The organism is Streptomyces sp. V3I7 (assembly GCF_030817495.1).
Taxonomy (GTDB): domain Bacteria; phylum Actinomycetota; class Actinomycetes; order Streptomycetales; family Streptomycetaceae; genus Streptomyces.
The window spans coordinates 1,459,593-1,483,695 of record NZ_JAUSZK010000001.1; the positions used below are offsets into that span (position 1 = coordinate 1,459,593).

A 24,103-nucleotide genomic window follows, 5' to 3' on the forward strand; every position below is an offset into this window, starting at 1 on the left:
CAGCGTTGAGCACAGTGTTGTTGTTGTCGACCGCCGACACCGATCTGCTGGCGGCCCGCGCCGCCGACGCCTCCTATCTCATCGGCAACCCGACCCGGGTGGACGTCGACGGCGAGCTGCCCGGGCTGATCGAGGGCGCGGACGTCGCCGTCGTACGGCTGCTCGGCGGCAAGCGGGCCTGGGAGGAGGGGCTCGCGGCGCTGAAGGCGTCCGGTGTGCCGACCGTGCTGCTCGGCGGGGAGGCCGTGCCCGACGCCGAGTTGATGGCCGAGTCGTCCGTCCCGGCCGGTGTCGTGGCGGAGGCGCTGCGCTACCTGGTCGAGGGCGGCCCCGCGAACCTCACCGAGCTGGCCCGGTTCCTGTCCGACACCGTGCTGCTGACCGGCGAGGGCTTCGAGGAGCCGCGGACGATGCCCGGGTACGGCGTCCACGGCGAGCGCGCCCAGGTGGCGGGCCGCCCGACCGTCGGCGTGCTGTTCTACCGGGCCCACGAACTGAGCGGCAACACCGCCTTCGTGGACACCCTGTGCGAAGCGATCGAGGCGCACGGCGCCAACGCCCTTCCGGTGTACTGCGGTTCGCTGCGCGACGCGGACCCCGGGCTGTACGAGCTGCTGGGCGACGCCGACGCCCTCGTCGCCACCGTGCTGGCCGCGGGCGGCACGCACGCCTCGCAGGCCTCGGCGGGCGGCGACGAGGAGGCCTGGGACATCGGAGCCCTGGCGGATCTCGACGTCCCGGTGCTGCAAGGGCTTTGCCTCACCTCCTCGCGCGCCGCCTGGGACGCCTCCGACGCGGCCCTCTCCCCCATGGACGCGGCGATGCAGGTCGCGATCCCGGAGTTCGACGGGCGCCTGATCACGGTGCCGTTCTCCTTCAAGGAGCAGGGCCCGGACGACGTACCGGTGTACGTCGCCGATCCCGAGCGGGCGGCACGCGTCGCCGGGATCGCCGTCCGGCACGCCCGGCTGGGGCACAAGACGAACGCCGACAAGAAGCTCGCGCTCGTCTTCACGGCGTACCCGACCAAGCACTCCCGCGTCGGCAACGCGGTCGGCCTGGACACGCCCGCCTCGGCGGTCCGCGTGCTCGACGCACTGCGCGACGCCGGATACGGAGTCACCGAATATCCCTCCGGCGGCGACGAGTTGATCCACCGGCTCATCGAGGCCGGTGGCCACGACGTCGAGTGGCTCACCGAGGATCAGCTCGCCGCCGCGCCCGCGCGCGTGCCGCTGGCCGACTACCGGGCCTGGTTCGAGGCGCTCGACCCCGCACTGCGGGAGGCCATGCTGGAGGCGTGGGGCGAGCCGCCGGGCAGCCTGTACGTGGACGGCAACGACATCGTGCTGGCGTCGCTCCGGTTCGGGAACGTCGTCGTGATGATCCAGCCGCCGCGCGGCTTCGGCGAGAACCCGATCGCGATCTACCACGACCCCGACATGCCGCCGTCGCACCACTACATGGCCGCCTACCGCTGGCTGGAGAACAGCTTCGGTGCCGACGCGATCGTGCACATGGGCAAGCACGGCACGATGGAGTGGCTGCCGGGCAAGGGGCTGGGACTGAGCGGCGGTTGCGCCCCGGACGCCGTCCTCGGCGACCTTCCTCTGATCTACCCCTTCATCGTCAACGACCCCGGCGAGGGCACCCAGGCCAAGCGGCGCGGACACGCCACGGTGGTCGACCACCTGGTGCCGCCGATGGCGCGGGCCGACACGTACGGCGACCTGGCGAAGCTGGAGCAACTGCTCGACGAGTACGCCCTGGTGAGCGACCTCGACCCGGCGAAGGCGCCGAGCGTGCGCGCCCAGATCTGGACGCTGGTCAAGGCCGCCGAGCTGCATCATGACCTGCACGTGGACGAGCAGCCGGGGGACGACGACTTCGACGAGTTCGTCATGCACATCGACGGCTATCTGTGCGAGATCAAGGACGTGCAGATCCGCGACGGACTGCACATCCTGGGCGGCGGACCGGTCGGCGAGCCGCGCGTGAACCTGGTGCTGGCGGTGTTGCGCGCCTCCCAGGTGTGGGGCGGCCGGGCGAACGCGCTGCCGGGCCTGCGTGCCTCGCTGGCCGCTCATTTCGGGCTGGTGGAGAAGGAGTTGCTGGCCGAGCCGGGCGCGCCGGTGAAGGTACCGGTGGAACTCACGGACCTGGTCGACGGTCCGTCCCGTACGGCCGCCGACGCGATCGACCTGCTGGAACAGCTGTGCCGCAGGCTCGCGGAGGCGATGGAGTCCCGGGAGTGGGACGTCACGGCGGTCCCGGCTCTGGTCCGCGTGACGGTGGGCACCGAACTGCCCGACGCCGTCGCCGTGTTGGAGTTCGCCTGCGCGGAGGTCGTGCCGCGGCTGGCGCGCACCACGGACGAGATCGGTCACATCCTGCGGGCGCTGGACGGCGGTTACGTCCCGGCGGGCCCCTCGGGTTCACCGACGCGCGGTCTGGTCAACGTGCTGCCGACCGGCCGCAACTTCTACTCCGTCGACCCCAAGGCCATTCCCTCCCGGCTGAGTTGGGAGGTCGGCCAGTCGCTCGCCGACTCTCTGGTGCAGCGGTACCTGGCCGACACGGGCGCGTACCCGAAGTCCGTCGGCCTGACGGTGTGGGGCACGTCCGCCATGCGCACCCAGGGCGACGACATCGCCGAGATCCTGGCGCTGCTGGGCTGCCGTCCGGTGTGGGACGACGCCTCGCGCCGGGTGACCGGCTTCGAGGTGATCCCCCTGGAGGAGCTGGGCCGCCCGCGCATCGACGTCACGGTCCGTATCTCCGGCTTCTTCCGGGACGCGTTCCCGCACGTGGTCGGGCTGATCGACGACGCGGTACGGGCGGTGGCCGAGCTGGACGAGCCGGCGGCGTCCAACTACGTGCGGGCGCACGTGGAGGAGGACGCGGCCGAGCACGGCGACCGGCGCCGCGCGACGGCCCGCGTCTTCGGCTCGAAGCCGGGGGCTTACGGCGCGGGCCTGCTGCCGCTGATCGACGCGCGCAACTGGCGCAGCGACGCGGACCTCGCCGAGGTGTACGCGGTGTGGGGCGGCTACGCCTACGGGCGCGGGCTCGACGGGCGCGCGGCGCGCGGGGACATGGAGACGGCGTTCCGGCGGATCGCGGTGGCGGCGAAGAACGTCGACACGAGAGAGCATGACATTGCGGACGCTGACGACTACTTCCAGTACCACGGCGGCATGGTGGCGATGGTGCGCCACCTGACGGGCGCGAGCCCCGAGGCGTACGTCGGCGACTCCGCCGTACCGGACCAGGTGAAGACGCGGACGCTCGGCGAGGAGACGCACCGCGTTTTCCGCGCCCGGGTGGTCAACCCCCGCTGGATGGCGGCGATGCGGCGTCACGGCTACAAGGGCGCCTTCGAGATGGCGGCGACCGTGGATTACCTGTTCGGGTACGACGCCACGGCGGGGGTCGTGGACGACTGGATGTACGAGAAGTTGTCGGCGGAGTACGTCTTCGACGCCGAGAACCGGGACTTCATGACGAAGTCCAACCCCTGGGCCCTGCGGGGCATCACCGAGCGGCTGCTGGAGGCGGCGGACCGGGGGCTGTGGGCCGAACCCGACGCGGACACGCTGGAGCGGCTGCGGGCCACCTACCTGGAGCTGGAAGGCGACTTGGAGGGCGACGAGAAGTGACCACCCCCTTTCCGTTCACGGCCGTCGTCGGCCAGGACGATCTGCGGCTCGCGCTGCTGCTGAACGCGGTCTCGCCAGCGGTCGGCGGCGTCCTCGTACGCGGCGAGAAGGGAACCGCCAAGTCCACGGCCGTACGCGCCCTTTCGGCACTGCTGCCGGAGGTCGACGTCGTCTCCGGGTGCCGCTTCTCCTGCGACCCGGCCTCCCCCGACCCCGGCTGCCCGGACGGCCCGCACGAGTCGGGTGCCTCCGGGCCCCGGCCGGCCCGTATGGTCGAACTGCCCGTCGGCGCCTCCGAGGACAGGCTGGTCGGCGCGCTCGACATCGAGCGGGCGCTCGCGGAGGGCGTGAAGGCCTTCGAACCGGGCCTGCTGGCCGACGCGCACCGCGGGATCCTGTACGTCGACGAGGTCAACCTCCTCCACGACCACCTCGTGGACCTGCTGCTGGACGCCGCCGCGATGGGCGCCTCCTATGTCGAGCGCGAGGGTGTCTCCGTACGGCATGCGGCGCGGTTCCTGCTGGTCGGGACGATGAACCCCGAAGAGGGCGAACTGCGGCCGCAGTTGCTCGACCGGTTCGGGCTGACCGTCGAGGTCGCCGCTTCGCGTGAGCCGGATCAGCGGGTGGAGGTCGTGCGGCGGCGGCTGGCGTACGACGACGATCCCGCCGGTTTCGCGGCCCGCTGGGCCGACGAGGAGGCCGCCGTCCGGCAACGGATCGTCGCGGCCAGGGAGTTGCTGCCGACGGTGCGGCTCGGTGACGGGGCGCTGCGGCAGATCGCGGCGACCTGTGCCGCCTTCGAGGTCGACGGCATGCGCGCCGACATCGTGATGGCCCGCACCGCCACCGCGCTGGCCGCCTGGGCGGGACGGACCGACGTGCTCGCCGAGGACGTACGGCAGGCCGCGCTGCTCGCGCTGCCGCACCGCAGGCGCCGTAACCCCTTCGACGCTCCGGGACTTGACGAGGACAAGCTGGACGAGACCCTGGAGGAGTTCTCCGGGAACGGGGACGGGAACGGGGAGGGGGACGACGATCCCGACCCCGGTCCGGACGGGCCCGGCGGGGGCGGCGGGCAGCCTGCGCCCGACGAGGGGCCGCAGGGCGGGGACACCGGAGCGCAGCCGGAGGCCGGTGAGGGCGGCGAGCCGCAGGCGACAGGCGCCTCCGAGCAGTCCCCGGCGCGCGCCTGCGAACCCTTCCGCGCCAAGGTGCTGAGCGTGCCCGGGATCGGCGAGGGTGCCGCCGGACGCCGCTCCCGCGCGAGGACCGAGCACGGGCGGACCACGGGGGCCCGGCGCCCCCAAGGTGCCCTCACCAAGCTGCACTTGGCGGCGACCGTACAGGCGGCGGCGCCGCATCAGCGGGCGCGGGGCCGGTCGGGTCCCGGGCTGGTCGTCCGCCGGGACGATCTGCGGCAGGCCACCCGCGAGGGACGCGAGGGCAACCTCGTGCTGTTCGTGGTCGACGCCTCCGGCTCGATGGCGGCGCGGCAGCGGATGAGCGCCGTGAAGGGTGCCGTGCTGTCGCTGCTGCTGGACGCCTATCAGCGGCGGGACAAGGTGGGGCTGGTGACCTTCCGGGGGTCGGCCGCCGATGTCGCGCTGCCGCCCACCTCCTCCGTCGATGCCGCCGCCGCGCGGCTGGAGTCGCTGCCGACCGGCGGTCGTACGCCGCTGGCCGCCGGACTGCTCAGGGCGCACGAGGTGCTGCGGGTGGAGCGGCTGCGGGATCCGGCGCGGCGGCCGCTGGTCGTGGTGGTGACCGACGGGCGCGCGACCGGCGGGCCGGAGCCGGTCGCGCTGGCCGGGCGGGCGGCGCGGCTGTTCGCGGCGGAGGGGGTCGCCTCGGTGGTCGTGGACTGCGAGTCCGGGCCCGTACGGCTGGGCCTGGCCGGGCAGTTGGCCGGTGAGCTGGGCGGCGCGGCGGTGACGTTGGACGGGTTGCGGGCGGATTCGATCGCCGGGCTGGTCAGGGAAGTTCAGGGCGACAGGAGGGCCGCGTAATGCCGCAGGGACAGCCGAGTGTGGTGCCGGACGACGGTCTGACGACGCGCCAGCGGCGCAACCGCCCGCTGGTCGTGGTGCACACGGGCGTCGGCAAGGGCAAGTCGACGGCCGCGTTCGGGCTGGCGCTCAGGGCGTGGAACCAGGGGTGGCCGGTCGGGGTGTTCCAGTTCGTCAAGTCGGCGAAGTGGAAGGTCGGCGAGGAGCGGGCGCTGCGGGTGCTCGGCGACTCGGGCGAGGGCGGCAGCGTCGCCTGGCACAAGATGGGCGAGGGCTGGTCCTGGGTGCAGCGGGACGCCCAGATGGACAACGAGGAGAAGGCCCGCGAGGGCTGGGAGCAGGTCAAGCGGGACCTGGCGGCCGAGACGTACCGGCTGTACGTGCTGGACGAGTTCGCGTACCCGATGCACTGGGGGTGGGTGGACACCGACGAGGTGGTCGAGGTGCTGCGCGGCCGGCCCGGGACCCAGCATGTGGTGATCACCGGGCGGAACGCGCCGGAGAAGCTGGTGGACCTCGCGGACCTGGTGACCGACATGTCGAAGGTCAAGCACCCCATGGACGTGGGGCAGAAGGGCCAGAAGGGCATCGAGTGGTGATGTCGTCGGTGCCTCGGCTGGTCATCGCCGCGCCGTCCTCCGGCAGTGGCAAGACCACCGTCGCCACGGGGCTGATGGCCGCGTTCACCGCGCGGGGGCTCGCCGTGTCCCCGCACAAGGTGGGGCCGGACTACATCGACCCCGGCTATCACGCGCTGGCCACGGGGCGGGCGGGGCGGAACCTGGACGCCTACCTGTGCGGTCCCGAGCTGGTCGCCCCGCTGTTCCTGCACGGGGCGCGGGGGTGCGACCTCGCCGTGGTCGAGGGCGTGATGGGACTGTACGACGGGGCGGCGGGCGAGGGGGAGCTGGCGTCGACGGCCCATGTCGCCAAGCTGCTGCGGGCGCCGGTGGTCCTGGTCGTGGACGCGTCGTCGCAGTCGCGGTCGGTGGCGGCGCTGGTGCACGGGTTCGCGTCGTGGGATCCGGAGGTACGGGTCGGGGGCGTGATCCTGAACAAGGTGGGGTCGGACCGGCACGAGGAGCTGCTGCGGGAGGCGCTGGATTCCTCCGGGGTGCCGGTGCTGGGCGCCTTGCGGCGGGCGCCGCAGGTGGACACACCTTCTCGGCACCTCGGGCTGGTCCCTGTCGCCGAGCGGCACGGTGCCGCTGTCGACTCCGTCGAGGCGATGGCCGCGCAGGTGGCCCGTGGGTGTGACCTGGCCGCGTTGGAAGCGCTGGCCCGTGCCGCGGGTCCCGTACCAGGGGGCTCCGCCCCCTGGACCCCCGAACCTGTGCCCACCCATGACCCGACTCGGTCTGCTGAAGAGCGAGCCCCCGTCGTCGCCGTCGCCGGCGGTTCCGCCTTCACCTTCTCCTACGCCGAGCACACCGAGCTGCTCACCGCCGCCGGTGCCGAAGTCGTCACCTTCGACCCCCTGCGGGACGAGCAACTGCCCGAAGGCACCGCGGGTTTGGTCATCGGGGGCGGATTCCCCGAGATGCACGCCGTGCAGCTGTCCGCCAACGAGCCGCTGCGCAGGGCCGTCGCCGAACTCGCGGAGCGCGGCGCGCCCGTCGCCGCCGAGTGTGCCGGGCTGCTCTATCTGTGCCGGGAGCTGGACGGGCTGCCCATGTGCGGTGTGCTGGACGCGACCGCGCGGATGACGGACCGGCTGACCCTGGGCTACCGGGACGCGGTCGCCGTCGGGGACAGCGTGCTGGCGGCAGCGGGGACGCGGATGCGGGGGCACGAGTTCCACCGGACGGTCGTGGAGCCGGGTTCGGGAGCGGCGCCGGCCTGGGGGGTGCGCGGGCCGGGGCGGCCGCGCGTGGAGGGTTTCGTGCAGCAGGGCGTGCACGCGAGTTATCTGCACACCCACTGGGCGTCCGAGCCCGGTGTGGCCCGTCGGTTCGTGGAGAGGTGCCGGACGTCATGAGCAGCAGGCTGGTCGGGGTCGGGGTCGGTCCGGGTGATCCGGAGCTGGTGACCGTCAAGGGGGTGGGCGCGCTGCGCGCCGCCGAGGTCGTCGTCGTCCCGGTGATGGCCGTGGCCGACGGGACGGACGGCGGGGAGCCGGGGCGGGCCGAGGCGACCGTGCTGCACTACGTGTCCGCCGAGAAGGTCGTCCGGGTCGTGTTCGCGCTCAACGAGCGCAGCGACCGGACCCGCCGGGAGGCGGCCTGGGACGCGGCGGGTGAACGGGTCGCCGCCCTGCTGCGCGGCCACGGCTCGGTGGCGTTCGCGACGATCGGGGACCCGAACGTGTACTCCACGTTCACGTATCTCGCGCAGACGGTGGCGGAGCTGGTGCCGGGGCTGGTCGTGGAGACGGTGCCGGGGATCACCGCCATGCAGGACCTCGCGGCCCGGTCGGGGGCCGTGCTGACCGAGGGCACCGAGCCGCTGACGCTGGTGCCGGTGACGGCGGGGTCGAGGGTGCTGAAGGAGGCGCTCGGCGGGCCGGGGACGGTCGTCGCGTACAAGTTCGGGCGGCAGGCGCGGGAGGTCGCCGAGGCGCTGCGGGAGAGCGGGCGGCTCGAGGGCGCCGTGTGGGGGTCGGCGCTGGGGCTGGCGGAGGAGTCCATCCGACCGGCCGGGGAGCTGGACGGGGCGCCGCTGCCGTACCTGTCGACGCTCATCGCGCCCGCGCGGCGCGAGGGCGGCCGGGGCGGCAAGCTGTGATTCCCTCAAAGGTCTCGGATGTCCCAGCCGTCCCGGTCGTCTCAGTGGTGTCAGCCGGACGACAGTCCGACCACCAGCCAGATGAACGCCACCCCGGCGACCGTGCACAGCAGGGTCGAGCGGGCGGGGTGCTCGTGGTGGGCCTCGGGGAGGATCTCGGCGGCGGCGAGGTAGAGCAGTGCGCCGCCGAAGAAGCCGAGATAGCCGCCGAGCAGTTGCTCCGGGATGGTGACGAAGGTGGTCGAGGCGGCGCCGACGACGGGGGCGAAGGCGTCCGCGACGAGCATGGCGATGGCCCTGCGGCGCGCGTTGCCGTACAGGCTCGTGATGGTGAAGGTGTTGAAGCCGTCGGCGAAGTCGTGGGCGATCACGGCGAGCGCGACCGAAAGGCCCACGCCGCCGCCGACCTGGAAGGCCGCGCCGATGGCGATGCCGTCCATGACGCTGTGGCCGACCATCGCGGCGGCCGCCGTGAGGCCCACCTCGGGCACGCGGTGACCGTGCTCGCCGGCGCCGTGGGCGGCCTGGCGGGCGGCGAGGAGACGTTCCACCAAATGGGCCACAAGAAAGCCGGCCACGAACAGCAGCAGGGCCGCCGGCACGCCGAAGATCTTCCGCCCGGCCGCCTCCAGCGACTCGGGCAGCAGATCCAGGCCGACCACGCCCAGCATCAGGCCGCCGGCCAGGCCCAGGACCAGGTGGCGGCGGTCGGTCACGCGCTGTGCCGTCCAGCCGCCGGCCAGCGTCATCAGGAACGCGCCGAGCGCGACGAGGACCGCCATAGGCCCTTGCTATCCGATCGGGGCCCGTTCGCGCACGTCCGGAGCGACGCGTGACGGACGTGACGAAGAAGAGCGACAAGAGCAGGAGAGGACCCGTTTCCATGGACGATGCCCCCACCGGCAAGGTGACCTTCGTCGGGGCCGGTCCCGGCGCCGCCGATCTGCTGACGTTCCGTGCCGCGCGTGCCATCGCCGAGGCCGACGTCGTGATCTGGGCGGCCAGCCTGGTCCAGGCCGAGGTCCTGGAGCACGCGCGCGAGGACGCGGAGGTCCTGGACTCGGCGGCGATGTCGCTGGAGGACGTCGTCGCCGTGTACGAGCGCGCCCGCGCCGAGGGGCTGCGGGTCGCCCGGATCCACTCCGGCGACCCGGCCCTGTGGGGCGGTACGCAGGAGCAGTTCGACCGGTGCGTTGAGCTCGGGATCGCCACGGAGATCGTTCCGGGCGTCTCCTCGTTCTCCGCCGTGGCGGCCCTCGCGGGGCGCGAGCTGACGATTCCCGAGGTGGCGCAGTCCGTCGTCCTCACCCGGCTCGGCGGCGGCAAGACCCCGATGCCGCCCGGGGAGGAGGTGCGCGAGTTCGCCCGGCACGGCACCACCATGGCGGTGTTCTTGTCGGCGGCCCGCAGTGGTCAGCTGGTGCGGGAGCTGCTGGAGGGCGGCTATCCGACGGCCACGCCGGTCGTCGTCGCGTACCAGGCGACCTGGCCGGAGGAGCTGGTCGTCAGGTGCACGATCGGCACGCTGGAGGAGACGGTCAAGGAGCACCGGCTCTGGAAGCACACGCTGTTCCTGGTCGGCCCGGCGCTCGACGCCCACGGCACCCGCTCGCACCTGTACCACCCGGGTCACTTCCACGGCTTCCGCAAGGCCGACCCCGAGGCCCGCAGGGCCCTGCGCGCGCGGCGGGCGGAGGCGTGATCACGGTCGTCGGGACGGGCACGGGGACGCCGGTTCCCCAGGACATCGCGGAGGACGTCCTCGCGGCGGCGGAGCTGGTGGTCGGCGGGCGGCGGCATCTGGAGTCCGTACGGCTGCCCGAGGCGGCGGAGCGGGTGGTGCTCGGGCCGCTGGCACCCGCGCTGGACGTCATCGGGGAGTACGTCGGCAAGGAGCGGCCGGTCGTCGTGCTGGCCTCGGGCGATCCGGGGTTCTTCGGGATCGTGCGCGCGCTGGCCGAGCGGTTCGGGTCCGGGCTGCTGGACGTGCGTCCGGGGGTGTCGTCGGTGGCGGCGTCCTTCGCGCGGCTCGGGCTGCCCTGGGACGACGCGGTCGTGGTCAGCGCGCACGGGCGGGACCTGCGGACGGCCGTGAACGTGTGCCGGGCGCATCCCAAGGTCGCCGTGCTGACCGGGCCGGGGACCGGTCCGGCCGAGCTGGGTGCGGCGGTCGGCGCCGGGCGGGTCCTGGTGGTGGCGAGCGCGCTCGGCGATCCGGAGCGCGAGCGCGTGGAGCGGGTGACGCCGGCTGAGGCCGCGGACCGGGACTGGGGGACGGCGGTGAGCGTGGTGCTGTGCCTGGACGAGACGCGGGCGCCGGCCGCCGTGCGGACGGTCGCCGGGGTGCCCGCGCGGCCCGCTCCATGGGCGCTGGAGGAGGACGCGTTCGCGTACCGCGACTCGATGATCACCAAGTTCGAGGTGCGGGCGCTGGCGCTGGCCCGGCTCGCGCCCGGCCTCGGCGACCTGGTGTGGGACGTCGGCGCGGGGTCCGGGTCCGTGGCCGTGGAGTGCGCGCGGCTCGGCGCGGCGGTCGTCGCCGTGGAGAAGACCCCGGACGGGGTGGCGCGCATCCGGGCCAACGCCGAGGCGCACGGCGTCGACGTGGACGTGGTCCACGGGGCGGCGCCGACCGTACTGTCCGGTCTTGACGATCCCGACGCGGTGTTCGTGGGCGGCGGGGGCGGCGAACTGCCCGCCATCGTCACGGCGTGCGCGCGGCGGGCCCGGCGGACGGTGGTGGTCGCCATGGCCGCCCTGGACCGGGTGCCGGCGGCACGCGAGGCGCTGACCGCCGCCGGGTTCACCTGCGACGGGGTGCTGCTCCAGTCGTCGCGGCTGGCACCGCTGCCCGGGGACGTGACCCGGCTCGCGGCCGCCAATCCCGTCTTTCTGCTGTGGGGCGTCCGGCCCCCGGCCCGTAGCGAGGGAGTTGCTCAGTGATCGGCCTGATATCCGCCACCGCGGCGGGGGCGGCGGCGCGGGACCGGCTGGCCGCGGCGTGGCCCGGGCGCACGCGGGTGTACGACGGTCCGGTCGCGGACGCCGTACGGGCCGCGTTCGCGGAGTGCGAGCAGTTGGTGTGCTTCCTGGCGACGGGGGCCGTGGTGCGGCTGATCGCGCCGCTGCTCGGCGACAAGGCCGCCGATCCCGGTGTGGTGTGCGTCGACGAGGGCGGACGGTTCGCCGTGTCGTTGGTGGGCGGCCACGGCGGCGGCGCCAATGAACTCGCCCGCCAGGTGGGCGGGTTGCTGGGTGCCGAGCCGGTGGTGACGACCGCGACGGACAGCGTCGGGCTGCCGGGCCTGGACACGCTCGGCCTCCCCGTCGAGGGTGCCGTGGCGGCCGTCTCGCGGGCCCTGCTGGACGGCGAACCGGTCGCGCTGGAGGCGGAGTTGGCGTGGCCGCTGCCTCCGCTGCCGACGGCGCCGCAGGGGGCGTACACGATCCGGCTGACCGATCGCGCGGTCGAGGCCGGTGAGCGCGCGGTGCTGCTGCGCCCGCCGTCGCTCGTCGTCGGTGTGGGGGCCTCGAAGGGGGCGCCGGTGGCGGAGGTGCTCGCCCTGGTCGAGACGGCGCTGCGTGAGGCCGGGCTGTCCGCGGCCTCGCTCGCCGAACTGGCCACCGTGGACGCCAAGTCGGAGGAGCCGGGCATCGTCGGGGCGGCCGAGCGGCTCGGGGTGCCGCTGGTGACGTACGCGGCCGGGGAGCTGGCGCGGGTCGAGGTGCCCAACCCCTCCGACGCGCCGCTCGCCGCCGTCGGCACCCCGTCCGTCGCCGAGGCCGCGGCACTGGTCGGCGGAGGCGAACTCCTCGTACCCAAGCGCAAGTCCTCCGAACGGCCCGCGATGGCCACCTGTGCCGTCGTACGGCGGCCCGGGCGCGGGCGGCTCGCGGTGGTCGGGCTCGGTCCCGGCGCCCGCGACCTGCTCACCCCGCGCGCGGAGGCCGAACTGCGGCGCGCCTCCGTGCTCGTCGGGCTCGACCAGTACGTCGACCAGATCCGCGATCTGCTGCGGCCCGGCACCCGCGTCCTGGCGTCGGGGCTCGGGGCCGAGGAGGAGCGGGCGCGCACGGCGGTCGCCGAGGCCCGCGCGGGGCACGCGGTGGCGCTGATCGGCAGCGGCGACGCGGGGGTTTACGCGATGGCGTCGCCCGCGCTCGCCGAGGCGTCCGACGACATCGACGTGGTCGGCGTGCCCGGGGTGACGGCGGCGCTGGCGGCCGGGGCGATCCTGGGCGCGCCGCTCGGCCACGACCACGTGTCGATCAGCCTCTCCGACCTGCACACGCCGTGGGAGGTCATCGAACGGCGGGTGCGGGCGGCGGCCGAGGCGGACCTGGTGGTCACGTTCTACAACCCCCGTTCCCGGGGCCGCGACTGGCAGCTGCCCAAGGCGCTCGCGATCCTCGCCGAGCACCGGGAGCCGCGGACGCCGGTCGGTGTCGTCCGCAACGCCTCGCGCCCGGACGAGTCCGGCCGGGTGACGTCGCTTGCCGAACTCGCCCCGGAGACGGTCGACATGATGACGGTCGTGACCGTGGGCAACACGGCGACCCGGGAGATCGCGGGGCGCATGGTCACCCCGCGCGGCTACCGCTGGCAGGACACCCGGCCGGAGGAGGCCCGATGAGCCGTGTGGTCCACCCCATCGAGCAGGAGTCCTTCCGCCGGCTGCGCGCCCGTCTGGACACCTCGTACTTCCCGCCGCTGAGCCGGGCGGTGGTGGAGCGGGTCATCCACTCCGCCGCCGACCTGGAGTACGCGGCCGATCTCGTCCTGGACGAGGCCGACCTGAGGCCCGCGCACGCGGCTCTGCACGCGGGCGCTCCGGTGGTCGTGGACGTGGAGATGGTCGCGGCGGGCATCACGCGCCGCGACACCGTCTGCCATCTGAAGGACGCCAAGTCGGGCCCGGGGCTGACCCGTTCGGCGCATGCGGTCCGGCTGGCGTACGAGGAGGTCGGGCCCGGCGCGCTGTGGGTGATCGGCTGTGCGCCGACCGCCCTGGAGGAACTGCTCACGCTGGACGCCGATCCGGCGCTCGTCATCGGTCTGCCCGTCGGCTTCGTCGGCGCGGCCGAGTCCAAGGCCGCGCTGCGCGCGAGCGGGCTGCCCGCCGTCAGCAACGTGTCCGAGAAGGGCGGTTCGGCGGTCGCCGCCGCCGCGCTCAACGCCCTTCTGTATCACCCGATTTCACCTTCCCCGGAGGAGACCCCGTGACCACCCAGCCGCCCGCCCTGCTCGTCGCCGGTCACGGCACCCGGGACACCGCCGGGGCCGAGGCGTTCCGCTCGTTCGTACGGGAGTTGGGGCGCCGGCATCCCGAACTGCCCGTGGCGGGCGGCTTCATCGAGCTGTCCCCGCCGCCGCTCGGCGAGGCCGTCGCCGAGCTGGTGGAGCAGGGGGTACGCCGGTTCGCCGCCGTTCCGCTGATGCTGGTGTCGGCCGGGCACGCCAAGGGCGACATCCCGGCCGCGCTGACCCGGGAGAAGGAGCGGCACCCCGGGATCTCTTACACCTACGGCCGTCCGCTGGGCCCGCACCCGGCGCTGCTGAACGTGCTGGAGCGGCGGCTCGACGAGGCGCTGGGCGGCGACGGGGACCGGGCGGACGTGACCGTGCTGCTGGTGGGTCGCGGCTCCACGGACCCGGACGCCAACGCCGAGGTGCACAAGGCGGCCCGGCTGCTGTGGGAGGGGCGCGGGTACGCGGGCGTGGAGACGGCGTTCGTGTCGCTGGCGGCCCCGGACGTGCCGAGCGGCCTCGACCGGTGCGTGCGCCTGGGCGCGCGCCGCGTCGTCGTCCTCCCCTACTTCCTGTTCACCGGGATCCTCCCGGACCGGGTGCGGCGGCAGACCGAGGACTGGGCGGCGGCGCACCCCGAGGTGGACGTGCGGTCGGCGGACGTGATCGGTCCGGAGCCGGAGCTGCTGGACCTGGTGTGGGAGCGGTACGAGGAGGCCGTCCGGGGCGACCTGCGGATGAACTGCGACTCGTGCGTGTACCGCATCGCGCTGCCGGGCTTCGAGGACAAGGTGGGCCTGCCGCAGCAGCCGCACTTCCACCCGGACGACGACGGCCACCACCACGGCCACGGGCACGGGCACGCGCATGCGCATGCGCACTGAGGGCGAGCACGACCTGCGTCACCACGGCGACGCGGAGGTCCGCGACGACGGCTCGGCGCTGGTCGACCTCGCCGTCAACGTCCGCTCCGGCACTCCCCCGGCGTGGCTGCGCGCGCACATCGCCGAGTCGCTGACCGGCCTCGCGGCCTACCCGGACGGGCGGGCCGCGCGGGCGGCGGTGGCGGCGCGGCACGGTCTGGCGGCGGAGCGGGTGCTGCTGACGGCCGGCGCGGCCGAGGCGTTCGTGCTGCTCGCGCGCGCCTTGAAGGTACGCCGACCCGTCGTCGTACACCCGCAGTTCACCGAGCCGGAGGCGGCTCTGCGGGACGCGGGGCACACGGTGGACCGGGTGCTGCTGCGGCCGGCCGACGGCTTCCGACTGGACGCTTCGGCCGTCCGCGAGGACGCCGACCTGGTGGTGGTCGGCAATCCGACGAACCCCACGTCGGTGCTGCACCCGGCCGCCTCGCTCGTCGAACTGGCGCGGCCTGGGCGGACGTTGGTGGTCGACGAGGCCTTCATGGACGCGGTGCCGGGTGAGGCCGAGTCCCTGGCCGGACGCACGGACATCCCCGGTCTGGTGGTGCTGCGCAGCCTCACCAAGACCTGGGGTCTGGCCGGGCTGCGTATCGGCTACGTGCTGTCCGCCCCGGAGACGATCGCGGAACTGGAGCGCGCCCAGCCGCTGTGGCCGGTCTCCACCCCGGCCCTGGCGGCCGCGGAGGCGTGCGTGTCCCCGCGCGCGCTGGCCGAGGCGGGCCACGCCGCCCACCGCGCCGCCGCCGACCGCGCCCATCTGCTGACAGGCCTGGCCGCCTTCGCCGACCGCGGCGTACGGGCCGTGCAGCCCGCCGCGGCCCCCTTCGTCCTGCTCCACACCCCGGCCGCCCCGACCGTCCGCCAACACCTCCGCGACCTGGGCTTCGCCGTACGCCGCGGGGACACCTTCCCCGGCCTGGGCGAGGACTGGCTGCGCCTGGCGGTACGGGACCGTGCCACGACGGACGCGTTCCTGACGGCGCTGGACCACGCACTGGAGCAGCCGCCCGGCCGCGCGGGCCCCGGCTAGCGGCCGCCCCACCGGCCCACCCCTCAAGACCCCTGGCCTCGGCGCACGGCATCGACAAGTCAACGGCAGCGCGGCACAGCTCTACCCCCGGCGCCCCCGTCGCCGCCGGGCCAGCGCCAGCGTTCCCGCGCCCATCGCGAGCAGTGCGGCGGAGCCGGCTGCCAGGTAGGGGGTCAGCGGGCTGCCGCCCGTGGTGGCCAGGTCCGCCTCGGTGGCCGGGGCGCCCTGGGGCTTCGGGGCGGCGGCGGGGGTGGCGGGGGTGGCCGGCGGGGTCTCGCGGACGAAGCTGCGTGGGAACCCGGCAAGAATTACGCACGACGGGTGAACCGTCAGCGATCCCGCGTCACTTCACTCCTTCGTGGACTCCTCGGGAGTGCGTTCGGATTCCGTGGTGCGAGCAACACACGTGTTCCCGCACGCCCGTTGCTCCACGACCGACCCGCCCCCTACTCCACGACCCGCCCGCCCAGCACCACCCGGCGCGGCGCCGCGAGCACCCGTACGTCCGCGCGCGGGTCGCCCTCGTACACCACGAGGTCGGCCGGTGCGCCCTCCTCCAGGCCGGGCCGGCCGAGCCAGGCGCGGGCGCCCCAGGCCGTCGCCGAGAGGGCGTCGACGGGCGGGATGCCGGCGGTGACCAGTTCGGCGACCTCGCCCGCGACCATGCCGTGCGCGAGCGCACCGCCCGCGTCCGTGCCGACGTACACCGGGATCCCGGCGTCGTACGCGCCGCGCACCGTGTCGTAGCGGCGCTCGTACAGCCGCCGCATGTGCGCGGACCAGGTGGGGAAGCGGGCGTCGCCGCCGGCGGCGAGCTGGGGGAAGGTGGCGATGTTGACGAGCGTGGGGACGATCGCGACGCCGCGCTCGGCGAAGAGCGGGATCAGGTCCTCGGTGAGGCCGGTGGCGTGCTCGATGCAGTCGATGCCCGCCTCGACCAGGTCCCGCAGGGAACTCTCGGCGAAGCAGTGCGCGGTGACGCGGGCGCCGAGGCGGTGGGCTTCCGCGATGGCGGCTTCGACCGCCTCGCGCGGCCAGCAGGCGGCGAGGTCGCCGAGGTCGCGGTCGATCCAGTCGCCGACCAGCTTGACCCAGCCGTCGCCGCGCCGGGCCTCCTGGGCGACGTACGTGACGAGGTCGTCCGGCTCGATCTCGTGGGCGTAGTTCCTTATGTAGCGGCGGGTGCGGGCGATGTGCCGGCCGGCGCGGATGATCTTCGGCAGGTCGTCGCGGTCGTCCACCCAGCGGGTGTCGGACGGCGAGCCCGCGTCGCGGATCAGCAGGGTGCCCGCCTCCCGGTCGGTCAGCGCCTGCTTCTCCGCGGTGTCCGCGTCCACCGGACCGTCCGCGCCGAGTCCCACATGGCAGTGGGCGTCGACCAGACCGGGCAGCGCCCAGCCCGTGACGGTCCGGACGTCGCGCGCCCCGGCGGGGCGGTCGTACGTGATCCGGCCCCCGAGGACCCAGAGTTCGTCGCGGACCTCGTCCGGGCCGACGAGGATCCGCCCCTTCACGTGCAGCACCGCTTGATCGCTCATGCACGGCACTCTAATGAAGGCACCGCTCGCTCCAGAAGGAGCTGTTCGGTCCCGCAGGAGCTACCCGTGGAGCTACCCGTCCCCGCAGGAGCTACTCGTTCCCGCCCACCTGGTCCGACGTCTCCTCCTCGACGTCCGCCATCGCGGGGTCGAGGAGCCGGGACAGGAAGTGGCGGGTGCGCTCGTGCCGCGGGTTGCCGATGACCTGGTCGGGGGTGCCCTCCTCGACGACCACGCCGCCGTCCATGAAGACGACCCGGTCGGCGACCTCGCGGGCGAAGGTCATCTCGTGGGTGACGACCATCATGGTCATGCCCTCGTTGGCGAGCATGCGCATCACGGCGAGGACGTCACCGACCAGCTCGGGGTCGAGCGCCGAGGTCGGCTCGTCGAAGAGCATCACCTCGGGGCCCATCGCGAGCGCGCGGGCGATGGCGACGCGCTGCTGCTGGCCGCCGGAGAGGGAGCCCGGGTAGGCGTCCGCCTTCTCGGACAGGCCCACCCGCTCCAGGTTCTCGGCGGCGACCCGCGCGGCCGTCGCCTTGTCCCGGCCGAGCACCCGGCGCTGCGGCAGGGTGAGGTTCTCGGTCACCGACACGTGCGGGAACAGGTTGAACTGCTGGAAGACCATGCCGATACGGCGGCGTACCGCGTCGATGTCGACGTCGGGGTCGGTCAGTTCGGTGCCACCGACGAAGACCTGCCCCTTGGTGGGCTCCTCCAGGAGGTTGACGCACCGCAGCAGGGTCGACTTGCCGGAGCCGGAGGGGCCGATGACGCAGACGACCTCGCCCTGGCCGATCTCCAGGTCGACGCCGCGCAGCACCTCGTTGTCCCCGAAGGACTTGTGCAGGTCCCGGACGTGGATCTCGGGGCGGCTCATCGGACGGCCTCCCGGCTCTTGGACTCCATGCGGCGGACGACGAGGCTCAGCGGGACGGTGACCAGCAGGTAGCACAGGCCCGCGACGAGGATCGGCGTGGAGTTGGCGGTCGTACTGGCCAGGTCGTTGCCGAACTTGGACAGTTCGCGCTCCTCCAGGGTGACGCCGAGGAACAGCACCAGCGAGGAGTCCTTGAAGAGCAGGACGAGTTCGTTGGTGAGCGGCGGCAGGATGATGCGGAAGGCCTGCGGCAGGATGATCGAGACCATGGCCCGGGCCGGGGAGAAGCCGAGCGAACGGGCCGCCTCCATCTGCCCCTTGGGGACCGCCTGGATGCCCGCGCGGATCGTCTCCGCCATGTAGGCGGCGGCGACCAGGCCGAGCGCGACGGCGACCTTGCCGTACGTCCCGCCCGGGAACTCGACGCCCGGGAAGGCGAGCGGCACGGCCACGCCGACGAAGATGAAGATCAGCAGGGCCGGCAGGCCGCGGAAGATCTCGATGTAGACGCTCGCGAGCCAGCGGTAGGGCGCCACGGACGACAGCCGCATCAGCGCGACGACCATGCCGAGGACCAGTCCGACGACGAAGCCGGACAGGGTGTAGAGCACGGTGTTCTTCAGCGCCAGCGTGATGACGTCGGGGAACATCTGCCGGGCGATGTCCACCTGCGCGAACTGGTTCTGCAGCCGTCCCCAGTCCGCCGAGGCCGCGAAGGCGGCCACGGCGGCGACGAAGACGGCGTACTGGATACCGCGCGAGAGCGTGCGCTTCTGGCTGCGGCTCAGGCCCTTCCTGCGGGGCTGGAGTCGTACGTCGGTGTCGGTCATGGGGTTCAGGAGGCCGCGGGCGAGGCGGCGGACGCCTCGTAGGGGCCGATCCACTTCTCGTAGAGCTTCTTGTACGTGCCGTCCGCCTTGGCGTCCTTGATCGCCTTGTTGACGGCGGCGAGGAGCTTGGTGTTGCCCTTCTTGACCGTGAAGCCGTACTGCTCACCGGTCTTGAGGTTGTCGACCACCTTGAAGGCGTCGGCGTTGGCCTTGTCCTTCAGCCAGCCCTGGACTACGGGATAGTCGATGACGACGGCCTGGACCTGGCCGGTGCGCAGGCCGTTGAGGACCGCGTCGGAGGAGTGGAAGGAGATCGGGTCGTAGCCCTTGCTCTTGACGTAGTCCTCGCCGGTGGTCTGCGCCTGGGCGCCGAGCTTCTTGCCCTTGGCCTTGACGTCGGCCAGCGAGTCGATGCCGGCTTTCTTGTTGACCAGGACGGCCTGGGTCGCCTCGAAGTACGGGTCCGAGAAGTCGACGTTCTTCTTGCGCTCCTCGGTGATGGTCATGCCGGCGGCGGCGATGTCGCACTGGCCGGAGTTCAGGAACGCACCGGTCTTGAAGTTCTCGAACGGCGTGTCGAGGATCTGCTGCTTCACGCCGAGGTTCTTGGCGACCAGGTCGACCAGGGAGACGTCGAAGCCCTGGACCTTGCCGTCGATGACCGACTGGAACGGCGGGTACGGCAGGTGGGTGCAGGTGGTGAGCTGGCCCGGCTTGGCGAGCTGGACCCCGCCGGCGGCAGTCTTGCTGGCGCCGCCGCCGCTGTCGCTCGACGAGCAGCCCGCCACGAGAGCCAGCCCGGCCGCGGCGGTGACAGCGGCGAGGATGCGGGCCCGGCGCCCGAGGAGCGTGGTCACAAAGGCCTCCTGTAGGTGGAAAACGAGGTTCCGATTATAAGGAAGTGTTTGGGTTACTCAAATTATTCCCTTGATCTTTTACTGCGGCGGCCTCGGATCCCATGCCCGCCCCAAAGCCAGCGAGAGCCCGCGAGCGTCCTGTCGGGGTGTCAGCTGCCCGCCGTCCGGAACGTATGGCCCGAAAGCCGCCGGTTACGCTCGACCCGCGTACTGGATCCGATCCCGTGACCGAAGAGAGCGACCGCCGTGACCCACCCCCTGCTCGATCTGCCCCCGCTGAGCGCCGACCGCTTCGCCTCCGTCGAGGACCGGGTGGCCCGGCTGCTCGACACCCGGCAGGACATCGTGATCATGCAGGGCGAGGCGCTGCTGCCGCTGGAGGGCGCGATCCGCGCGGCGGCCGGGTCGGGCACGACGGCGCTGAACGTGATCACCGGCCCGTACGGGCAGACCTTCGGCAACTGGCTGCGCGACTGCGGCGCCACGGTGATCGACCTGGCGGTCCCCTTCCACACGGCGGTCACCGCCGGCCAGATCCGCGAGGCCTTCGCCGAGCACCCCGGGATCGACTTCGTCTCGCTGGTGCACGCGGAGGCGGCGACCGGCAACACCAACCCGGTCACGGAGATCGGCGAGGTCGTACGGGAGCACGGCGCGCTGTTCTACCTGGACGCGGTCGCCTCCGTCGGCGCGGAGCCGGTGCTTCCGGACGCGTGGGGCGTGGACCTGTGCGTGATCGGCGCGCAGAAGGCGATGGGCGGGCCGGCGGGCGTCTCGGCGGTGTCGGTGAGCGAGCGGGCGTGGACCCGGATGGCCGCGAGCCCGCACGCCCCGCGCCGCTCCTACCTCTCCCTGCTGGACTGGAAGGAGCGCTGGATCGACGGCGGCCGCAAGGCTCTGCCGCACGCCCCGGCCCAGCTGGAGATGCTGGCGCTGGAGGCGTGCCTGGAGCGGATCGAGGCGGACGGCCTCGATGCGGTGATGGCCCGCCACCGCGGCGCCGCCCTGGCCACGCGGGCCGGCGCGGTCGCGCTGGGCGCGGGCCTGGAGCCGTACGTCTACGAGGAGCGGGACGCGGCCCCGGTCGCCACGACGCTGCGCGTACCGGCCGCCCTGAACGCCGCGGAGCTGGTCGCCCGAGCCCTGTCGGCCGACCCCGCCCTTCCCCTCGCCGCGGGCGGCGGACCCCTCTCCAAGGAAATGGTCCGCGTCAACCACTACGGCAAGGACGCAACCCCCCAAGCGGTACAGGCCACCCTGACCGCCCTGGCCACGGCCCTCTCCGAACAGGGCCTGACGGTTGACGTGCCTGCCGCTCGGCGCGCGGCGGAGTCGGCCTGGCAGTAGCCCTCCAGTCCCGGCGCCCGGAAGCGGCACCTTCCGGACGCCGGGCAACCGGGGCACCTGATTGCGAACACCCCTGCAAGGGGCCGAACGAACGCGACCCGAGCCGCCACTCACGAAGCGAACGCCCGCACAGGCCGACCGAGGCGAAGCCTCCGGCGCGGAGGAACGACAGGCGCGGACGCCCGGACGACGGAGCTGGACGGGCGCGGGCTCGGCCCGACGCGCGGAACGATCTCCTGCAGAGGCTGCTCGCGGCAAGCGCATGCACTGATCCGCCCGGCCACGCCGCGCACATTCGCACAGGCAAGGCGACGGGCCAGACCGGCACCCACGCGCACTGCTCGGCCGCGCGCCCAGCCGAGCAGAGGCAGGCGCGGGCCTACCGAAGCGAAGCCTCCCCGCGAACACGTACCCCAAGCAGCCCTCGCCAGAGCATTCGCCTCACAAACCGTCGCCCACATCCGATCAGCGGACATTTCGCGGGAGCGTATCGGTGGCGAAACGGGGGCATGAATTCGAGGTAATTCGGGAATCCCTTTTCAGGGATGGCTTTCCCTAGAACTTCTGCCCGCAATCCGCGAGGTTAAACAAAGCTATTTTCATCCAGGTTACGCGGATGTGACACACTCCACATAAGTGGGTAGTATGCCCGATTTATGGTGGGTCAAAAACGAACATAACACCCCTCCGCTCACACCCGCCCCCCTCACGCACTCGTGCATTTTTGAATTTGCCTCGCTAAATTCAACCGGCATGACTGCCGCACAAGCAGACCTGCTCATCGACCGACCGTCGGTGGCGGACGGGGCCGCGCTCTGGCGTATCGCCAAGGCCTCCGGAACACTCGATCTCAACTCCTCGTACAGCTATCTGCTGTGGTGCCGCGATTTCGCGGGCACATCGGCGGTGGCGCGCGGGGCGGACGGTGAGCCCGTCGGTTTCGTCACCGGGTACATCAGGCCGGAGCGGCCGCACACCCTGCTCGTCTGGCAGGTGGCGGTCGACTCGGCGCACCGGGGCCGGGGCGTCGCGGGCGCACTGCTCGACGGACTCACCGCACGGCTCACGGCCGAGCACGGGATCACCTCCGTCGAGACGACCATCACACCGGACAACACCGCCTCGGCACGCCTGTTCGCCTCGTACGCCGCCCGGCACGACGCCTCCGTCACCCGCGAGGTGCTGTTCGACGCGGGGCTGTTCCCCGACGGCCCCCACGAGCCCGAAGTCCTGTACGTCATCGGCCCGTTGACCACCGCGCCGACCCGCCCGTCGCATTGAGGAGCGATCACTGTGACCATCACCCAGCCCGACCTCAGCGTCTTCGAGACCGTCGAGTCGGAGGTGCGCAGCTACTGCCGTAACTGGCCCACGGTCTTCGACCGTGCGCAGGGCAGCCTGATGTACGACGAGGACGGCCACCGCTACCTCGACTTCTTCGCCGGCGCGGGCTCACTCAACTACGGCCACAACAACCCCGTCCTCAAACGGGCACTGATCGACTACCTGCTGCGTGACGGCGTCACCCACGGCCTCGACATGTCCACCACGGCCAAGCGCTCGTTCCTGCGGGCCTTCCAGGACCTGGTTCTGCGGCCACGCGACCTGCCGTACAAGGTCATGTTCCCCGGGCCGACGGGCACCAACGCCGTGGAGTCCGCGCTGAAGCTGGCCCGGAAGGTGAAGGGCCGCGAGTCGATCGTCTCCTTCACCAACGCCTTCCACGGCATGTCGCTGGGCTCGCTGGCCGTCACCGGCAACTCCTTCAAGCGCGCCGGGGCCGGTATCCCGCTGGTCCACGGCACGCCGATGCCCTTCGACCACTACCTGGACGGCCAGGTGCCGGACTTCCTGTGGTTCGAGCGGCTCCTGGAGGACCAGGGGTCCGGGCTCAACCAGCCCGCCGCCGTGATCGTCGAGACCGTGCAGGGCGAGGGCGGTATCAACGTCGCGCGTGCCGAGTGGCTGCGCCGGCTGGCCGAGCTGTGCGAGCGGCGCGACATGCTGCTGATCGTCGACGACATCCAGATGGGCTGCGGCCGCACCGGCGCGTTCTTCTCCTTCGAGGAGGCCGGGATCACGCCCGACATCGTCACGGTGTCGAAGTCGATCAGCGGCTACGGGCTGCCCATGTCGCTGTGCCTGTTCAAGCCCGAGCTGGACATCTGGGAGCCGGGCGAGCACAACGGCACGTTCCGCGGCAACAACCCGGCGTTCGTGACGGCCACCGCCGCCCTGGAGACGTACTGGAGCGACGGCGCCGCCATGGAGAAGCAGACCCGCACCCGCGGCGAGCAGGTCGAGCAGGGCCTGATCGACATCACCGAGGAGAACCTGGCCGATGTGAAGGAGTACCGCGGCCGGGGCCTGGTGTGGGGCCTGGAGTTCCGCGACAAGGAGCGTGCCGGGCGCGTGGCGCGGCGCGCCTTCGAGCTGGGGCTGCTCATCGAGACGTCCGGCCCGGAGAGCGAGGTCGTCAAGCTGCTGCCCGCGCTCACCGTCACGTCCGAGGAACTGGACGAGGGGCTGAGCGTCCTGGCCCGTTCCGTCCGCGAGACCGCCTAGCCCGGTCCGCGTATCCGTCCGGCGCGTCCGTGGGACGCGACGCGCCGGCAGTCCATCCCGCAAGGAGGAAGTGCACCACCGTGATCGTCCGTTCGTTCAAGGACATTGAAGGCACCGACCGTCATGTGAAGGCGGCGTCCGGCACCTGGGAGAGCAAGCGCATCGTGCTCGCCAAGGAGCGGGTCGGCTTCTCCCTCCACGAGACCGTCCTGTACGCCGGGACGGAGACGTCGATGTGGTACGCCAACCACATCGAGGCCGTCGTCTGCACGGAAGGCGAGGCCGAACTCACCGACCACGAGACCGGGAAGACGTACTCGATCACCCCCGGGACCATGTACCTGCTGGACGGGCACGAGCGGCATACACTCCGCGTCAAGGAGGACTTCCGCTGCATCTGCGTGTTCAATCCGCCGGTGACCGGACGGGAGGACCACGACGAGAACGGTGTCTACCCGCTGCTCACCGAGCCCGAGGAGGTGTGAGCACC

General features: G+C 72.8%; 21 protein-coding genes. 15 read left to right on the plus strand and 6 right to left on the minus strand.

Annotated features, from left to right (window positions below):
• Positions 1-5: 5 nt before the first annotated feature.
• The 5 genes from cobN to cobI are packed head-to-tail and all read left to right on the plus strand — an operon-like array spanning position 6 to position 8,392.
• Entirely contained in the window at positions 6-3,659 is a 3,654-nt protein-coding gene (gene cobN, locus QFZ74_RS06975) for a cobaltochelatase subunit CobN (protein WP_307624061.1), read from the plus strand.
• On the plus strand, positions 3,656-5,668 hold the full coding sequence (locus tag QFZ74_RS06980) for a putative cobaltochelatase (RefSeq protein ID WP_307619908.1): 2,013 nt from the start codon (positions 3,656-3,658) through the stop codon (positions 5,666-5,668). The genes cobN and QFZ74_RS06980 overlap by 4 nt, the downstream gene beginning before the upstream one ends.
• Positions 5,668-6,267: a cob(I)yrinic acid a,c-diamide adenosyltransferase gene (gene cobO / locus QFZ74_RS06985; RefSeq protein WP_307619909.1), complete on the plus strand. Its 600-nt coding sequence runs from the start codon at positions 5,668-5,670 to the stop codon at positions 6,265-6,267. The genes QFZ74_RS06980 and cobO overlap by 1 nt, the downstream gene beginning before the upstream one ends.
• Positions 6,267-7,646 carry a cobyrinate a,c-diamide synthase gene (locus tag QFZ74_RS06990; protein WP_307619910.1) on the plus strand — a complete coding sequence of 460 codons (1,380 nt, stop codon included), beginning with the start codon at positions 6,267-6,269 and terminating at the stop codon, positions 7,644-7,646. The genes cobO and QFZ74_RS06990 overlap by 1 nt, the downstream gene beginning before the upstream one ends.
• The gene (gene cobI / locus QFZ74_RS06995) at positions 7,643-8,392 is read left to right on the plus strand and encodes a precorrin-2 C(20)-methyltransferase (protein ID WP_307619911.1); all 750 of its coding nucleotides are present in this window, start codon (positions 7,643-7,645) and stop codon (positions 8,390-8,392) included. The genes QFZ74_RS06990 and cobI overlap by 4 nt, the downstream gene beginning before the upstream one ends.
• A 50-nt stretch (positions 8,393-8,442) precedes the next feature.
• On the opposite strand, the gene QFZ74_RS07000 is transcribed toward cobI, so the two are convergent.
• Positions 8,443-9,174: a ZIP family metal transporter gene (locus QFZ74_RS07000; protein ID WP_307619912.1), complete on the minus strand. Its 732-nt coding sequence runs from the start codon at positions 9,172-9,174 to the stop codon at positions 8,443-8,445.
• 101 nt (positions 9,175-9,275) lie between these two features.
• Here QFZ74_RS07000 and cobM point away from each other — a divergent pair, with 101 nt between their 5' ends.
• Genes cobM through cobC form a run of 6 tightly spaced genes read left to right on the plus strand, consistent with a single transcriptional unit; the run spans position 9,276 to position 15,593 of the window.
• Entirely contained in the window at positions 9,276-10,094 is an 819-nt protein-coding gene (cobM, locus tag QFZ74_RS07005) for a precorrin-4 C(11)-methyltransferase (RefSeq protein WP_307619913.1), read from the plus strand.
• Positions 10,091-11,335 carry a precorrin-6y C5,15-methyltransferase (decarboxylating) subunit CbiE gene (gene cbiE / locus QFZ74_RS07010; RefSeq protein WP_307619914.1) on the plus strand — a complete coding sequence of 415 codons (1,245 nt, stop codon included), beginning with the start codon at positions 10,091-10,093 and terminating at the stop codon, positions 11,333-11,335. Before cobM ends, cbiE begins: the two co-directional genes overlap by 4 nt.
• Complete coding sequence (gene cobJ, locus QFZ74_RS07015) at positions 11,332-13,026, plus strand: precorrin-3B C(17)-methyltransferase (RefSeq protein ID WP_307619915.1); 1,695 nt, start codon at positions 11,332-11,334, stop codon at positions 13,024-13,026. The genes cbiE and cobJ overlap by 4 nt, the downstream gene beginning before the upstream one ends.
• A complete protein-coding gene (locus QFZ74_RS07020) occupies positions 13,023-13,616 on the plus strand; it encodes a precorrin-8X methylmutase (RefSeq protein WP_307619916.1) in 594 nt (197 codons plus the stop codon). Before cobJ ends, QFZ74_RS07020 begins: the two co-directional genes overlap by 4 nt.
• Positions 13,613-14,524, plus strand: coding sequence for a sirohydrochlorin chelatase (locus QFZ74_RS07025; protein WP_307619917.1), 912 nt, complete (start codon positions 13,613-13,615; stop codon positions 14,522-14,524). The genes QFZ74_RS07020 and QFZ74_RS07025 overlap by 4 nt, the downstream gene beginning before the upstream one ends.
• Positions 14,514-15,593, plus strand: coding sequence for an Rv2231c family pyridoxal phosphate-dependent protein CobC (gene cobC / locus QFZ74_RS07030; RefSeq protein WP_307624062.1), 1,080 nt, complete (start codon positions 14,514-14,516; stop codon positions 15,591-15,593). The genes QFZ74_RS07025 and cobC overlap by 11 nt, the downstream gene beginning before the upstream one ends.
• Before the next feature lie 81 nt (positions 15,594-15,674).
• Here the strand turns inward: cobC and QFZ74_RS07035 are convergent, their stop codons facing one another.
• The 5 genes from QFZ74_RS07035 to QFZ74_RS07055 all read right to left on the minus strand — a co-directional run bounded on the left by QFZ74_RS07035 (position 15,675) and on the right by QFZ74_RS07055 (position 19,701).
• Entirely contained in the window at positions 15,675-15,926 is a 252-nt protein-coding gene (locus QFZ74_RS07035; protein WP_307624063.1) for an LAETG motif-containing sortase-dependent surface protein, read from the minus strand.
• 113 nt (positions 15,927-16,039) lie between these two features.
• Complete coding sequence (locus QFZ74_RS07040) at positions 16,040-17,131, minus strand: amidohydrolase family protein (protein ID WP_307619918.1); 1,092 nt, start codon at positions 17,129-17,131, stop codon at positions 16,040-16,042.
• 91 nt (positions 17,132-17,222) lie between these two features.
• Positions 17,223-18,014, minus strand: coding sequence for an amino acid ABC transporter ATP-binding protein (locus QFZ74_RS07045; protein WP_307619919.1), 792 nt, complete (start codon positions 18,012-18,014; stop codon positions 17,223-17,225).
• A complete protein-coding gene (locus tag QFZ74_RS07050) occupies positions 18,011-18,844 on the minus strand; it encodes an amino acid ABC transporter permease (RefSeq protein ID WP_307619920.1) in 834 nt (277 codons plus the stop codon). Before QFZ74_RS07050 ends, QFZ74_RS07045 begins: the two co-directional genes overlap by 4 nt.
• A 5-nt stretch (positions 18,845-18,849) precedes the next feature.
• Entirely contained in the window at positions 18,850-19,701 is an 852-nt protein-coding gene (locus QFZ74_RS07055) for a transporter substrate-binding domain-containing protein (RefSeq protein ID WP_307619921.1), read from the minus strand.
• Positions 19,702-19,947: 246 nt separating this feature from the next.
• Here QFZ74_RS07055 and QFZ74_RS07060 point away from each other — a divergent pair, with 246 nt between their 5' ends.
• From QFZ74_RS07060 to QFZ74_RS07075, 4 genes are all read left to right on the plus strand, one after another.
• A complete protein-coding gene (locus tag QFZ74_RS07060; RefSeq protein WP_307619922.1) occupies positions 19,948-21,048 on the plus strand; it encodes an alanine--glyoxylate aminotransferase family protein in 1,101 nt (366 codons plus the stop codon).
• Positions 21,049-21,801: 753 nt separating this feature from the next.
• Complete coding sequence (ectA, locus tag QFZ74_RS07065; protein WP_307619923.1) at positions 21,802-22,329, plus strand: diaminobutyrate acetyltransferase; 528 nt, start codon at positions 21,802-21,804, stop codon at positions 22,327-22,329.
• Positions 22,330-22,341: 12 nt separating this feature from the next.
• The gene (gene ectB / locus QFZ74_RS07070) at positions 22,342-23,613 is read left to right on the plus strand and encodes a diaminobutyrate--2-oxoglutarate transaminase (protein ID WP_307619924.1); all 1,272 of its coding nucleotides are present in this window, start codon (positions 22,342-22,344) and stop codon (positions 23,611-23,613) included.
• Positions 23,614-23,693: 80 nt separating this feature from the next.
• Positions 23,694-24,098: an ectoine synthase gene (locus QFZ74_RS07075; RefSeq protein WP_307619926.1), complete on the plus strand. Its 405-nt coding sequence runs from the start codon at positions 23,694-23,696 to the stop codon at positions 24,096-24,098.
• Positions 24,099-24,103: the final 5 nt, after the last annotated feature.